Source organism: Kitasatospora sp. NPDC049258 (genome assembly GCF_040678895.1).
Lineage (GTDB): Bacteria > Actinomycetota > Actinomycetes > Streptomycetales > Streptomycetaceae > Kitasatospora.
On sequence record NZ_JBFAQT010000047.1, the window covers coordinates 1 to 12,818 of the forward strand.

Here is a 12,818-nt window from a genome sequence, read left to right on the forward strand (position 1 = left end):
CGCCGGTCCGGCGTGCCGGGCGGGCCGCGAGCCGGGCATCTTGGACGAATCCACTACCCGCCCGGGCCGGGGGCGTGCCGGGCGCGTCCGGGCCCGCGGCGTTCGTCGTGCCGGGGTCAGCTCTGGCCGACCACGGCGAACCGCTCCAGCTCGGAGGCCAGCTCGGCCGCCACCTTGGCCCGCAGCAGGGTGCCGTCCCCGGTGTGCTCGGTGGAGATCAGCTCGCCCTCCGCGTGCACCCGCGAGACCAGGTCGCCCCGGGTGTACGGGACCAGCGCCTGCACCTCGACGGCCGGGCGCGGCAGCTCGTCGTCGATCAGCTTGAGCAGTTCGTCCATGCCCTGCCCGGTGCGGGCCGACACCACCAGGGCGTGCGGCTCGCGGCGCAGCAGCCGCTGGAGCACCAGCGGATCGGCGGCGTCCGCCTTGTTGATCACCACGATCTCCGGCACGTTCTGTGCCTCGACCGAGACGATCACCTCGCGGACGGCGGCCAGCTGGGTCTCCGGCTCGGGGTGCGAGCCGTCCACCACGTGCAGGATGAGGTCCGCCTCGGCGACCTCCTCCATGGTCGAGCGGAACGCCTCGACCAGGTGGTGCGGCAGGTGCCGGACGAATCCGACGGTGTCGGCCAGGGTGTAGATCCGGCCGGTCGGGGTCTGGGCCCGGCGGACGGTCGGGTCCAGGGTGGCGAACAGCGCGTTCTCCACCAGGACGCCGGCGCCGGTGAGCCGGTTGAGCAGCGAGGACTTGCCGGCGTTGGTGTAGCCCGCGATCGCGACCGAGGGGACCTGGTTGCGACGGCGCTCCTGGCGCTTGGTGTCGCGGCCCTTCTTCATCTCGGCGATCTCCTTGCGGAGCTTCGCCATCTTCTCGCGGATCCGGCGCCGGTCGGTCTCGATCTTGGTCTCACCGGGGCCACGGGTGGCCATGCCGCCGCCGGAGGAGCCGGAGCCGCCACCACCCATCTGCCGGGAGAGCGACTGACCCCAACCGCGCAGGCGCGGCAGCATGTACTGCATCTGCGCCAGCGAGACCTGCGCCTTGCCCTCCCGGGACTTGGCGTGCTGGGCGAAGATGTCCAGGATCAGGGCGGTCCGGTCGACCACCTTGACCTTGACCACGTCCTCCAGCTGGATCAGCTGGCCGGGGGTGAGCTCACCGTCGCAGACCACGGTGTCGGCGCCGGTGACGGCGACGATGTCGGCCAGCTCCCGGGCCTTGCCGGAGCCGATGTAGGTGGCCGGGTCGGGCTTGTCGCGGCGCTGGATCACGCCGTCGAGCACCTCGGAGCCGGCCGTCTCGGCCAGCGCCGCGAGCTCGGCCAGCGAGTTCTCGGCCTCCTCGACCGTCCCGCTGGTCCAGACGCCGACGAGCACCACGCGTTCCAGCCGCAGCTGGCGGTACTCGACCTCGGTGACGTCCTGGAGTTCGGTGGACAGGCCCGCCACGCGCCGCAGGGCGGCGCGCTCGGAGCGGTCGTACTGCTCACCGTCGTAGCTGCCGAGGTCCTCGTCGATCGCCGCGAGGTCCTCGTCCATCAGGGCATCGGCCTTGATGTCGGTGAGTCGGCGGGCGCTGTCGCCCGCCTGGTTGCGGCTGTCGAACGTGGAGGTCATCTCATCCTTTTGTTGGTCGGAGGCCGGCGCGCCACCCGGTTCGGCGGGCGTACCAGAAGTCTGCCCCTCGACCACCCGGAAAACCACCGTGGACGGACGCGGGCTACCCCTGCGGACCGCGGACCGCACCGGCACTACTGCTGCCTTGCGTCAACGCCGCGGACCGGCCGTGAATTCCCCATGATGGTCGCATGCCGGACCTGCCCGGGTCATCCGGGTTTCCCCCGCCCGGCCGGTACACGTCGTACACGCCGGACACCCGCAGCATGGCCCGCATCACCGCCGGGAGCGCGCCGGCCGCGGGCAGCTCGACGGTGTAGCTGTGCCGCACCCGCAGCTCCTGCGGCGGCCCGACCTCGGCCGAGACGATGTCCACCCCCTCCGCGGAGATCACCGCCGTCAGGTCGGCGAGCAGCCGGGGGTGGTTCAGCGCCTCGGCGTACAGGGTGGCCCGGTAGCCGGAGGCGGGCTCGGCACCGGGGATCCAGGCCAGCTCCACCCGGCTGCGGCCGGCCTCCCGCATCTGCTCGCCCACCGGGCAGTCCGCCCGGTGCACGGCGACCGTGCCGCCCCGGATCTCGAAGCCGGTCACCTGGTCCGGCGGCACCGGGGTGCAGCAGCGCGCGAGCCGGACGGGGGCCCCGGGGCGGCCGGCCACCGTCACCGGCGAACTGCTCGGCGCCGGCGCGGCCGGGGCCGGCGTGACGGGCTGGCCGGGCGAGCGCCCGGGCTCCACCACCGGGCTGCCGGCCGGGTGCTCGGCCAGCCAGCGCTCGACGGCCAGCCGGGCGGCCGGGGTGCGGGTGTGCTCCAGCCACGCGGCGTCCGGCCCGTAGGCCTCGCCCGCGGTGGTCAGCACGGCCAGCACGTCGCCGTCCTTCAGCGGGGTGGACAGCGAGGTGAGCCGGCCGTTGACCCGGGCGCCGATACATCGGTGGCCGGTCTCCTCGCCGAGCAGGTACGCGGCGTCCACGCAGCTCGCCCCGGCGGGCAGCTGCAGGGTCTCGCCGGTCTCGGTGACGGCGGTGATCTCCCGGTCGTCGGAGAGGTCGGCGGTGAGCGCGGACCAGAAGGCGTCCGGGTCCGGGGTCTCCTGCTGCCAGTCCAGCAGCCGGCTGAGCCAGCCCGGGCGGGCCGGGTCGGTGCGGTCCAGCTCCGGCTCCTCGGCCCCCGGCTGCCCGGCCTCCGCCTGGTGCGGGTCACCCAGCGCGACCACCCCGAACTCGGCCACCCGGTGCATCTGTCTGGTCCGCACCAGCACCTCCACCACCTCGCCGCCGGGGAGCGCCACGGCGGTGTGCAGCGACTGGTAGAGGTTGAACCTGGGCGCGGCGATGAAGTCCTTGAACTCGCCGGGCAGCGGCGTCCAGCCGGTGTGCAGCTCGCCGAGCACGGCATAGCAGTCGGCGTTCTCCTCGACCACCACCAGCAGCCGGCCGAGGTCGGCCGGCTGGAGGCCCTGCGGGCAGCCGTCCGGCCCGACCGCGGCATTGCGCTTGAGCAGCACCCGGTGCGCGGAGACGTGGTGGCGCGGCCGGACGGTGACCGCGGCCGGTACCGCGCTCTCGCCGAGCCGGCGGGCGAGGTCCTGCGCGAAGGGCTCCAACAGCCCGTCCGGACGACCCTCGTGGGCGGCCAGCAGCGCGCCGGTGCGGGCGTACTCCTCCGGGTGGAGGGTGGCGAAGACGATGTCCTCCAGCTCGGCCTTCACCACCTGGATGCCGAGCCGCTCGGCGAGCGGGATCAGCACGTCCCGGGTGACCTTGGCGATCCGGACCTGGCTGGCGGGCTTCATATGACGGATCGTCCGCATGTTGTGCAGCCGGTCGGCGAGTTTGATCACCATCACCCGGACGTCGTCGCCGGTGGCCACCAGCATCTTGCGGAAGGTCTCGGCCTCGGCGGCCGCGCCGAAGTCGACCTTCTCCAACTTGGTGACACCGTCGACCAGATAGGCCACCTCGGGGCCGAAGTCGGCGCTCACCTGGTCGAGCGTCACCTCGGTGTCCTCGACCGTGTCGTGCAGCAGGGAGGCCACCAACGTGGTCGTCCCGGCGCCGAGTTGGGCCAGGATCATGGTGACGGCCAGCGGGTGGGTGATGAACGGCTCGCCGCTCTTGCGGGTCTGCCCCCGGTGGCTGGCCTCGGCCGTCCGGTACGCCCGGCCGAGCAGGGGCAGATCGGCCTGCGGGTGGTGCACCCGGTGCGCCTGGACGATCGGCTCGATGGCGTCCGGCACCGGCCCCCGGCCGGTCGCCAGCAGGGCGGCCCGACCGGCCCGGCCGAGGGCGGCCCGGCTGAGCCTGGGCAGCGGACGCTTGGGCACGGTGTACGGGACGGCCCCGTGCTGGCCGGCTTCGATGGTCATCTGCACCTCCGGCAGCGATCACCGGAGCGAAGTCCGACCCGGTGGTCCATGCTACCGAGCACAGCACGTTCCGCGGCGGCCTGCTGCCACTCCGTCAGTTGAATCACCCGAACAGGGGGATTCACCCGCGGCGGAACGGGGCAAAGCGGCCGCGGTCAGCCGGCCGGTACGCCCAGCCAGGCCGGGTCGAGGGTGCCGGTGGCGACGATCACGGCGGGCCCGGTCATCTCCACCCGGCCGTCCGGGAACTCCTCGATCACCAGCCGGCCGCCCGGGAGGTCCACCGTGTACTCGGCCGACTCGCCGGTGACCGCCGGGTCGAGCCCGTCCCGGCGGGCGGCGGCCACCGCGACGGCGCAGGCGCCGGTGCCGCAGGACCTGGTCTCGCCGGAGCCGCGCTCGTGCACCCGCATCGCGACGTGGCGCGGGCCGCGCTCGACCACGAACTCGACGTTGACCCCTTCGGGGTAGGCCCCGGCGGGGGTGGTCAGCGGCGCGGTGAACAGATCGCCGGCGTCGGCCAGGCTGTCCACGAAGGCCACCGCGTGCGGGTTGCCCATGTTCACGTGCCGGGCCGGCCAGCGCCGCCCGCCGACCGCGACCTCGATGCCGTCCGGCCCCGGCAGCAGTGCCCGGCCCATGTCGACGGTGATCAGGCCCGGGGTGCCGTCCGGGTTGTCCTCGGCGACCCGGACCTCGCGGATGCCGGCCCGGGTGGCGATCGCCAGCGCGCCCGGCTTCGCCAGGCCGGCCCGGACCAGGTAGTGGGCGAAGACCCGGACGCCGTTGCCGCACATCTCGGCGATCGAGCCGTCGGAGTTGCGGTAGTCCATGAACCACTCCGCCCGGTCGGCCAGCTGCGCCGCCGCCGGATCGGCCGCGGCACGGACCACCCGCAGCATCCCGTCGCCGCCGATCCCGGCCCGCCGGTCGCACAGCAGCGCCACCTCGGCCGGGCCGAGCTCCAGCCGGCCGTCCGGGTCGGGGAGGATGACGAAGTCGTTCTGGGTGCCGTGGCCCTTGAGGAAGGGCAGGCCCGCCGCGGTGGAGTCGCTCACACCACGATCGTACTGATCCGGCCGGGCGAAGGGGCTGCCGCCCGGCCCGTGGGACGGCCGCGGAGGGGGCCGACGGGCGCCGCCGGTCAGCCGCGGAGCTGGACGACCCGCCACACCGCGAGCGCCACGGCCGCGCAGGCCATCAGGGTGTAGAGCAGGATCGCCCGCCAGCCGGCCCGCTGGCCGGTGCCCCGGCGCGGCACGCCCGGCCACTTGTACCCGACCCGGCGGGCGGCCATCGCGCCCCAGCCGACCGAGGCGGCGGTGAGCAGCAGGCCCAGCATGCCGATCATCGGGGAGGCGCGGTCGGTGCCGAAGGCCAGCGGGAAGGCGAACATCAGCGAGCCCAGGGTGGCCATCAGCACGATCGGCAGCAGCTGCCACCAGCGCAGCCGTCTGCGCGGGCGGATCTCCCGCTCGTGCACCACCCCGGCGGCGATCAGCGGGTCCAGGGCGGGCAGCGCCACGGCGTAGGAGGTGGTCGGCGCCACGAGTTCGGCGGTGACGCTCGCCGCGTCGCCGGGCAGTTGGTCGGTCTCGGGGCCGGTACCCGTGGACACGCGGCCTCCCCCTGACGCTTCGACACGAACGGACGGGTTCGCGGACGGTGAGGCCGACCGGATGCGAGCGGCCTCAGGTGCTACCGATGATGGCATGTCCAGAGTCGTCGGCAGGGCCTGGCGGGGGTCGTCGGGTGATCCGTGGCCAGGACGTGATCGGCCTGTAACCCCCGGTCCGCGCCGGACCTGCGGCTGCCGGTGCAGCTGCACGGGCCGATGGCCCAAAACCGCCCCCGGGCTGCCGGATCAGGCCGTCGTCTGATCCCCGATCAGCTCCAGCGAGCGTTCCAGCAGGGCCACCGGGTCGGTGCCGGCGGGTCGGGAGAGCCAGTGGATCCGGTCGTCCCGGCGGAACCAGGACTCCTGCCGGCGGGCGAACCGCCTGGTCGCCCGGACCGTCTCGGCGCGTGCCTCGTCCTCGGTGCACTCCCCCGCGAAGTGCGCCAGCACCTGCTGGTAGCCGAGCGCCCGCCCGGCCGTCCGGCCTTCGCGCAGCCCCAGCTTCTCCAGCTCCCGCACCTCGTCCAGCAGGCCGGCCCGCCACATCCGGTCGACCCGCAGTTCGATCCGCTCGTCCAGCTCGGGCCGCGGCACCTGGACGCCGATCTGGACCGCCTCGTACACGGCGGTGTGGCCGGGCAGGTTGGCGGTGAACGGCGCCCCGGTGATCTCGATCACCTCCAGGGCCCGGACGATCCGCCGGCCGTTGCTCGCCAGGATGGCCCCGGCGGCGGGCGGGTCCAGCTCGGCCAGCCGGCGGTGCAGCAGGCCGGGGCCGTGCTCCGCCAGCTCCGCCTCCAGCCGGGCCCGGACGGCCGGGTCGGTGCCGGGGAACTCCATCTCGTCGATGGCCGCCCGGACGTACAGCCCGGAGCCGCCGACCAGCACGGGCGTGCGGCCGGCCGCCAGCAGCCGGTCGATCTCGGCCCGGGCCAGCCGCTGGTACTCGGCGACGCTGGCGGCCTCGGTGACCTCCCAGATGTCCAGCAGGTGGTGCGGGATCCCGCCGCGCTCCTCGACGGTGAGCTTGGCCGTGCCGATGTCCATCCCCCGGTAGAGCTGCATCGAGTCGGTGTTGATCACCTCGCCGCCGAGGCTGCGGGCGATGGCGACCGCCAGGTCGGACTTGCCGGCGGCGGTCGCGCCGACCACCGAGACGACGCGGGGCGGGAGGGGGTGGGTACTGGTCACGGTTCCAAGTCTCGCAAAGTGCCGGCCCGGGCCGGGCGCCGTGCCGGGCGACCGGAGGGTTTTCGAGCCGTTATCGGGCGTTATGTCAGGTTTGGAAGGAAGGGCATCCGGGCAGGTGAGGGTCTTGGACCGATCGCGCCGGCCACCCCGGCGGCCGACCACAGGGAGAGCACCCGATGAGCCTGAAGGACAACCTCAAGGGCAAGGCCGAGGAGCTGAAGGACAGGGCGAGCCAGCTCGCCGGCAAGCACAACGAGAAGATCGACGACATGGTCGACAAGGCCGGCACCGCGGTCGACAAGGCGACCAAGCACAAGTACAGCGAGAAGATCGGGCACAGCACGGCCAAGGCGAAGCACGCCGTGGACGACTTCGCGGCCAAGCCGCAGGACGGGTCGAACTGACCGGCCGGCCCGGTCAGCGCCAGGAGGCCACGAAGTAGCCGACGCCGTAGGGGGCCTCGTCGTAGCGCAGCTCCCCGCCGAGGCCGGCGCCCTCGGCGGCGCCCGCCAGCACCTGCCACGGCGCCCGGCCCTCGGCCAGCAGCTCGCCGGCGAGCTTCGGGTCGAGGGCCGCCAGCGCGGCGGTGTCGGCGGAGCCCAGGGCAGCGGCCACCGCGGCGTCGTACCCCTCGGCCCGCTCGTCCAGGTAGCCGGGCGCCTTCAGCGAGCGGCAGGCGCTGCCGTCGCCCAGCACCAGCAGGCCGACCCGGTCGGCCAGATCGGCCAGGCCCTTGCCCAGCCCGAGCAGCCGTTCGGGGCTGGTGTCGGCGGGCACCGCGCAGGCGTGCGTCGGCACCGCGGCCCGCGCCTGCTCCAGCAGCCAGGCCCCGACCGTCAGCGAGGGGGTCAGCTCGGACTCGCCCACCCCGCCCAGCGGCAGCCGCGCGGCCAGCTCGACCCCGTACCGGCGGAACGACCCGACCCCGCCCTCCGTCCAGACCTCGGCCTCCGGGCCGGTGCCGACCGCGACGATCAGCTCCGCGCCCGAGGCGAGCAGCTCACCGACCGCCGCCAGGCAGGCCGCCCGCAGCGGCTCCAGCTCGGGGGCGGCCCCGGCGGCGACCGCCGGTACGAGCAGCGGCGGGCAGGGGCAGACGGCGGCGGCAACCAGCATGTCGATCACTCTATCCGGGCCGCCACCGCCCTGCCGGTACGTCAGTCGCAGCCGCAGCCGCTGCCGACCGGTGCGGCGGCGGTCGGCTTGGGCGCACCGATGGTCGGCAGGCCGAGCATCACCCCGGCCGGCTTGGCGGCCGGCGCGGCCTGCCGCTTCTCCCAGGCGTCGCCCGCCCGGGTACGGCGGACGGCCAGCACCGGGCCCTCGGCGAGCAGGTGGTGCGGCGCCGCGTAGCTGATCTCCACCGTGACGACGTCGCCGGGGCGGACCGGCTCGGCAGGCCGCTCGAAGTGCACCAGGCGGTTGTCCGGGGCGCGGCCGGACAGCCGGTCGGTCTGGCTGTCCTTCTTGCCCTCGCCCTCGGCGACCAGGATCTCCAGCCGGCGGCCGACCTGCTTCTTGTTCTCCTCCCAGGAGATCTCCTCCTGGAGTGCGACCAGCCGCTCGTAGCGCTGCTGCACCACAGCCTTGGGGATCTGCCCGTCCATCTCGGCCGCCGGGGTGCCCGGCCGCTTGGAGTACTGGAAGGTGAAGGCGTTGGCGAACCGGGCCTCGCGGACCACGTGCAGGGTCTGCTCGAAGTCCTCGTCGGTCTCGCCGGGGAAGCCCACGATGATGTCGGTGGAGATGGCGGCGTCCGGCATCGCGGCGCGCACCTTCTCGATGATCCCGAGGAACCGCTCCTGCCGGTACGAGCGCCGCATCGCCTTGAGCACGGTGTCCGAGCCGGACTGCAGCGGCATGTGCAGCTGGTGCATCACGTTCGGGGTCTGGGCCATCGCCGCGATCACGTCGTCGGTGAAGTCGCGCGGGTGCGGGGAGGTGAACCGCACCCGCTCCAGGCCCTCGATCTGCCCGCAGGCGCGCAGCAGCTTGGAGAACGCCTCGCGGTCGCCCAGGTCGGAGCCGTAGGAGTTGACGTTCTGCCCGAGCAGGGTGACCTCGACCACGCCCTCGGCGACCAGCGCCTCGACCTCGGCGAGGATGTCGCCGGGCCGGCGGTCCTCCTCCTTGCCGCGCAGCGCGGGGACGATGCAGAAGGTGCAGGTGTTGTTGCAGCCGACCGAGATCGCGACCCAGGCCGCGTAGGCGGACTCGCGGCGGGTGGGCAGCGTGGAGGGGAAGGTCTCCAGCGACTCCAGGATCTCCACCTGGGCCTGCTGCTCGACCCGGGCCCGCTCCAGCAACGCCGGCAGGTGGCCGATGTTGTGGGTCCCGAAGACCACGTCGACCCAGGGCGCCTTGCGCACGATGGTGTCGCGGTCCTTCTGGGCCAGGCAGCCGCCCACGGCGATCTGCATGCCCTGGTGGCTCTGCTTGGCGGGGGCGAGCCGGCCGAGGTTGCCGTACAGCTTGTTGTCGGCGTTCTCACGGACGGCACAGGTGTTGAAGACCACCAGGTCGGGATCGCCGTCCTGGTCGGCCTTGGCGTACCCGGCCTCCTCGAGCAGCCCGGACAGGCGCTCGGAGTCGTGGACGTTCATCTGGCAGCCGTACGTGACGACCTTGTAAGTTCGCAAGCTCTCCTCCATACCCACATCTGCAAGGGTAAGGGCACCGGCCCGGGCCTCCCGTCCGGCCGCCGGGCCTGGCAGTATCCCTGCATGGCCGACACCTCGATCCCCGCCCGCACGGGCGCCGCCGTGCGCCGGGCCGCCCGCAGCCGCCCGGTGCTGGCGGTCGTGGTGCTGCTGCTGGTCGCGGCCGGTCTGGCCGGCTGGCGGCTGTCCGCGGCGGGCTCCCCGCGACAGGCCCCGCGGGAGGTCGGCTTCGCCACCGGCGTCCCGGGGGGCGTGTACGACCTGTACGGGCAGCTGCTGCGCGGGCAGCTGCTCGACGCCGTCCCGGGCACCCGGCTGCGGCTGGACAACTCCGAGGGCTCGGTGGACAACCTGGAGCGGGTGGTCGCCGGCCGGGACGACTTCGCCATCTCCACGGCGGACGCGGTGACCTCCTTCGACAACCCCGGCAAGCCCCGGCTGCGGGCGATCGCCCGGCTGTACGACGACTACCTGCAGCTGGTGGTCCCGGCCGGCTCCCCGGTGCAGAAGGTCGCCGACCTGCGCGGGCTGCGGGTCGGGGTGGGCCAGGCCAAGTCGGGGGTGAACCTGGTCACCCGGCGGCTGCTGGGGGCGGCCGGGCTGGACCCGGACCACGACATAGCGCCGGTCGGCGCGGGCGTGGTCGACGCCGCCGGCCTGCTGCAGTCCGGCCAGCTGGACGCCTTCTTCTGGTCCGGCGGCCTGCCCACCTCCGCGCTGACCAACCTCTCGACCCGCTTCCCGATCCGGATCGTGCCGCTCGCCGAGCTGGCGGAGCCGCTCCAGCGCCAGGAGGGCGGCGGCGCGGCCGCCTACCGGGCCGCCACCATCCCCGCCAACACCTACCCGGGCATCCGGCCCGCCGGGAGCACGGTGGCCACCGTCGCCGTCCCCAACCTGCTGGTCACCCGGGACGACGTGGACCCGGGCCTGGTGCAGGCGGTGACCAGGGCCGTGATCGACAGCCGCGACACCATCGGCGCCAAGGTGCACGCGGCCCAGCTGGTCGACCTGCGGACGGCCGTGTACACCGACCCGCTGCCGCTGCACGAGGGCGCCCGCCGGTACTACACCTCGGTCAAGCCGTGACGCCCTGACGCTTGGAGGCCCGCGGGACGGTCAGGGCGACCGCGAGTCCGGTCGGCTCCACCGGCGCGAAGTCGAGCGAGCCGCCGCCGGCCAGCAGCAGGGTGCGGGCGATGGACAGGCCCAGCCCCGAACCGTCCACGTTCTGGTGCCGGGAGCTGCGCCAGAAGCGGTCGCCGATCCGGTCGAGCTCCTCCTCGGTGAGGCCGGGCCCGCGGTCCGCGACCGTCACCGCCACCTCCCGCTTGCGCAGCTCGATGGTGACGGTGACCGCGGAGCCGGTGGGCGCGAACTTGAGCGCGTTGTCGAGCACCGCGTCCAGCGCGCTGCCGAAGCCGATCGGGTCGGCCAGGCCGTGCGCCAGCAGCGGGGCGTCCCAGTCCAGGCGCAGGCCGCGCTGCTCGGCGGTCGGCCGCCAAGCCTCCACCCGGGCCAGCACCAGGCGGTTCAGGTCGACCGGCTCGGGCTCGGGCCGGGCGTGCTCGGCGGTGGCGAGGCCGAGCAGGTCGTCCAGCACCCGGGCCAGCCGGATGCCCTCCTCGCGCACCCCGCCGAGCTCCGCCTCGTGCCCGTCCGGCAGCTCCATGCCGAGCAGCTCCACCCGCAGCAGCAGCGCCGCGAGCGGGTTGCGCAGCTGGTGCGAGGCGTCCGCGACGAACGCCCGCTGCTGGTCCATGGCCAGCACCACGTGGTCCGCCATCTCGTTGAACGAGCGGGCCAGCCGGCGCAGCTCCGGGGGGCCGCCGCTGGGGGCGACCCGGGCGTTCATCCGGCCGGTGGCGATGTCGTGGGTGGCCCGGTCCAGGGTCCGCACCGGGCGCAGCACCCAGCCGGTGAGCAGGACCGCGAACAGCACCGCGACCGTCATCGCGAGCACCTCCCCGCCCGCGATCACCATCCACTGCTGCTGCACCCGGGCGCGCAGCGGGCCGGTCGGCGACTCGGTGATCACCACGGCGACCACGTCGCCGTCCCGGACCACCGGCAGGGCGACGGTGAGGGTCTTGCCGGCGTCCCAGGGCCAGACCTGGCCCGGGTTGTGGCTGCGCCGGCCGTCCAGGGCCTCCTGGAAGGCCTCGCTGCCCGGGCCGGTCGAGACCTGCCAGCCCTGCGGCGCGACCGCCACCGCCCCGCCGTCGCGGTAGAAGATCCCGATCCGGATGCCGTAGAGCTCGTGGTAGCGGGTGACCTCGCCGATCAGCGAGCTCAGCCGGCCGGTGTCGCCGGCGACGGGCTGGTAGTCGCCCTTCATCGCGGTGTTGACCCCGCCGGAGCGGCCCGGCGTGGGCAGGTCCTGGGCGAACCGGGCCGCGTCGTCGATCCGGTCGACCACCACCTCGCTCTGCTCCGAGGCCGCCGTGAGGTAGCCCAGCGGCACCCCGAGGGCCGCCAGTACGGCGGCCATCAGGGTGAGCAGGATGCTGAGCAGGCGGGTGCGCACGGAGGGTCAGCGCCCCGCTTCGCCGTCGCCGGCGGGGCGCTCGTCGGGCGCCCCGTCCTCCGGGCGCCCGTCGGCGCCCTTCCCGTCCGCGGGCTGCTCGGGGATCAGCCGGTAGCCGACCCCGCGGACGGCCTCGACCAGGCCGGGCAGGCCGAGCTTGGTGCGCAGCGAGCCGATGTGCACCTCCAGGGTGCGGCCGTTGCCCTCCCAGCCGCTGCGCCAGACCTCGCTGAAGATCTGCTCGCGGCGGTAGACCACGCCGGGGCTCTGCGCGAGCAGCGCCAGCAGGTCGAACTCCTTGCGGGTGAGCGGTACGTCGCGGTCGTGCACGCTGACCCGGCGGCGCTCGCGGTCGATCACCACGCCACGGGCCTCCAGCGGACCGCGCGGCGGGTTCGGCCCGTCCGGCTCGGCCGTCTGGGCGGCGGTGGCCACGCCGCGACGGGCCACCGCGTGGATCCGGGCGAGCAGCTCGCCCATGTCGTACGGCTTGGTGACGTAGTCGTCGGCGCCGAGGTTGAGTCCGTGGATCCGGGAGCGGATGTCGGCCCTGGCGGTCACCATGATCACCGGGACGCTGCTGGCGGCCCGGATCCGGCTGCACACCTCGAAACCGTCCCGGTCGGGCAGGCCGAGGTCGAGCAGGACCACCCGGTACGGGTCGCTGCCGTCGGGTACCAGCGCGTCCAGCGCCTCGTGCCCGCTGCGGGCGTGCCGGACCTGGAAGCCGTGCCGGCCCAGGACCGCGCTCAGCGCGGCGGCGACGCGGTCGTCGTCCTCGACCAGAAGCAGTCGCATTGCTCTCCTCTCCCTCGTGGACCCGGTGGGTGCGCCG

Annotated in this window: 11 protein-coding genes; 2 read left to right on the forward strand and 9 right to left on the reverse strand. The window is 74.2% G+C overall.

The features are described 5' to 3' along the window. Positions 1 to 116 precede the first annotated feature (116 nt). From hflX to miaA, 5 genes are all read right to left on the reverse strand, one after another. Complete coding sequence (gene hflX, locus AB0K43_RS27645) at positions 117 to 1,619, reverse strand: GTPase HflX (RefSeq protein ID WP_363644397.1); 1,503 nt, start codon at positions 1,617 to 1,619, stop codon at positions 117 to 119. Between the two features lie 103 nt (positions 1,620 to 1,722). Beyond that, positions 1,723 to 3,987, reverse strand: a complete 2,265-nt coding sequence (locus AB0K43_RS27650; RefSeq protein WP_363644399.1) for an HD domain-containing protein — start codon at positions 3,985 to 3,987, stop codon at positions 1,723 to 1,725. Between the two features lie 155 nt (positions 3,988 to 4,142). After that, on the reverse strand, positions 4,143 to 5,045 hold the full coding sequence (gene dapF, locus AB0K43_RS27655) for a diaminopimelate epimerase (protein ID WP_363644401.1): 903 nt from the start codon (positions 5,043 to 5,045) through the stop codon (positions 4,143 to 4,145). Between the two features lie 86 nt (positions 5,046 to 5,131). Continuing rightward, positions 5,132 to 5,605, reverse strand: coding sequence for a hypothetical protein (locus AB0K43_RS27660; RefSeq protein ID WP_363644403.1), 474 nt, complete (start codon positions 5,603 to 5,605; stop codon positions 5,132 to 5,134). A gap of 246 nt (positions 5,606 to 5,851) precedes the next feature. Continuing rightward, complete coding sequence (gene miaA, locus AB0K43_RS27665; RefSeq protein WP_363644405.1) at positions 5,852 to 6,796, reverse strand: tRNA (adenosine(37)-N6)-dimethylallyltransferase MiaA; 945 nt, start codon at positions 6,794 to 6,796, stop codon at positions 5,852 to 5,854. A 176-nt stretch (positions 6,797 to 6,972) separates the two neighbouring features. Here miaA and AB0K43_RS27670 point away from each other — a divergent pair, with 176 nt between their 5' ends. Beyond that, entirely contained in the window at positions 6,973 to 7,200 is a 228-nt protein-coding gene (locus tag AB0K43_RS27670; protein ID WP_363644407.1) for an antitoxin, read from the forward strand. Between the two features lie 13 nt (positions 7,201 to 7,213). Here the strand turns inward: AB0K43_RS27670 and AB0K43_RS27675 are convergent, their stop codons facing one another. Next, positions 7,214 to 7,912, reverse strand: coding sequence for a hypothetical protein (locus tag AB0K43_RS27675; RefSeq protein ID WP_363644409.1), 699 nt, complete (start codon positions 7,910 to 7,912; stop codon positions 7,214 to 7,216). A gap of 41 nt (positions 7,913 to 7,953) precedes the next feature. After that, a complete protein-coding gene (gene miaB, locus AB0K43_RS27680; protein WP_363644411.1) occupies positions 7,954 to 9,447 on the reverse strand; it encodes a tRNA (N6-isopentenyl adenosine(37)-C2)-methylthiotransferase MiaB in 1,494 nt (497 codons plus the stop codon). 72 nt (positions 9,448 to 9,519) lie between these two features. On the opposite strand from miaB, the gene AB0K43_RS27685 reads away from it, so the two are divergent. Beyond that, on the forward strand, positions 9,520 to 10,545 hold the full coding sequence (locus tag AB0K43_RS27685) for a TAXI family TRAP transporter solute-binding subunit (protein ID WP_363644413.1): 1,026 nt from the start codon (positions 9,520 to 9,522) through the stop codon (positions 10,543 to 10,545). Here the strand turns inward: AB0K43_RS27685 and AB0K43_RS27690 are convergent. Together AB0K43_RS27690 and AB0K43_RS27695 are read right to left on the reverse strand one after the other, a co-directional pair. Further along, positions 10,535 to 11,983: a HAMP domain-containing sensor histidine kinase gene (locus tag AB0K43_RS27690; protein WP_363644415.1), complete on the reverse strand. Its 1,449-nt coding sequence runs from the start codon at positions 11,981 to 11,983 to the stop codon at positions 10,535 to 10,537. The two genes, AB0K43_RS27685 and AB0K43_RS27690, sit on opposite strands and share 11 nt — an antisense overlap. A gap of 6 nt (positions 11,984 to 11,989) precedes the next feature. Beyond that, positions 11,990 to 12,781 (reverse strand): response regulator transcription factor, encoded by a 792-nt coding sequence (locus AB0K43_RS27695; protein ID WP_363644417.1) that lies wholly within the window; start codon positions 12,779 to 12,781, stop codon positions 11,990 to 11,992. Between the last annotated feature and the right edge of the window lie 37 nt (positions 12,782 to 12,818).

Coding starts and splice junctions, on each gene's coding strand:
- AB0K43_RS27670 (WP_363644407.1), top strand. CDS start 6,973: ATGAGCCTGAAGGACAACCTCAAGGGCAAGGCCGAGGAGCTGAAGGAC.
- AB0K43_RS27650 (WP_363644399.1), bottom strand. CDS start 3,987: ATGACCATCGAAGCCGGCCAGCACGGGGCCGTCCCGTACACCGTGCCC.
- AB0K43_RS27695 (WP_363644417.1), bottom strand. CDS start 12,781: ATGCGACTGCTTCTGGTCGAGGACGACGACCGCGTCGCCGCCGCGCTG.
- AB0K43_RS27685 (WP_363644413.1), top strand. CDS start 9,520: ATGGCCGACACCTCGATCCCCGCCCGCACGGGCGCCGCCGTGCGCCGG.
- hflX (WP_363644397.1), bottom strand. CDS start 1,619: ATGACCTCCACGTTCGACAGCCGCAACCAGGCGGGCGACAGCGCCCGC.
- AB0K43_RS27675 (WP_363644409.1), bottom strand. CDS start 7,912: ATGCTGGTTGCCGCCGCCGTCTGCCCCTGCCCGCCGCTGCTCGTACCG.
- miaB (WP_363644411.1), bottom strand. CDS start 9,447: ATGGAGGAGAGCTTGCGAACTTACAAGGTCGTCACGTACGGCTGCCAG.